This window comes from Enterobacter sp. 118C5, assembly GCF_034107645.1.
Classification (GTDB): Bacteria; Pseudomonadota; Gammaproteobacteria; order Enterobacterales; family Enterobacteriaceae; genus Enterobacter; species Enterobacter nematophilus.
Genome location: NZ_JAWNEU010000040.1, coordinates 1 through 647, shown reverse-complemented (window position 1 = coordinate 647; position 647 = coordinate 1). Strand labels below are relative to the sequence as shown.

The 647-nt window shown below is 53.5% G+C and carries 1 rRNA gene; it reads right to left on the bottom strand.

The features are described from left to right. Positions 1 to 586: ribosomal RNA gene (locus UTO39_RS22285) — 16S ribosomal RNA — on the bottom strand; the annotation flags it as partial. Positions 587 to 647: the final 61 nt, after the last annotated feature.

Sequence of the window (647 nt, the reverse complement as noted above, 5' to 3'; positions counted from 1 at the left end):
CCGCCTGCGTGCGCTTTACGCCCAGTAATTCCGATTAACGCTTGCACCCTCCGTATTACCGCGGCTGCTGGCACGGAGTTAGCCGGTGCTTCTTCTGCGGGTAACGTCAATCGACAAGGTTATTAACCTTATCGCCTTCCTCCCCGCTGAAAGTACTTTACAACCCGAAGGCCTTCTTCATACACGCGGCATGGCTGCATCAGGCTTGCGCCCATTGTGCAATATTCCCCACTGCTGCCTCCCGTAGGAGTCTGGACCGTGTCTCAGTTCCAGTGTGGCTGGTCATCCTCTCAGACCAGCTAGGGATCGTCGCCTAGGTGAGCCGTTACCCCACCTACTAGCTAATCCCATCTGGGCACATCTGATGGCAAGAGGCCCGAAGGTCCCCCTCTTTGGTCTTGCGACGTTATGCGGTATTAGCTACCGTTTCCAGTAGTTATCCCCCTCCATCAGGCAGTTTCCCAGACATTACTCACCCGTCCGCCACTCGTCACCCGAGAGCAAGCTCTCTGTGCTACCGTTCGACTTGCATGTGTTAGGCCTGCCGCCAGCGTTCAATCTGAGCCATGATCAAACTCTTCAATTTAAGTTTGATGCTCGTGAATTAAACTTCGTAATGAATTACGTATGTTCACTCAGAGACTTGG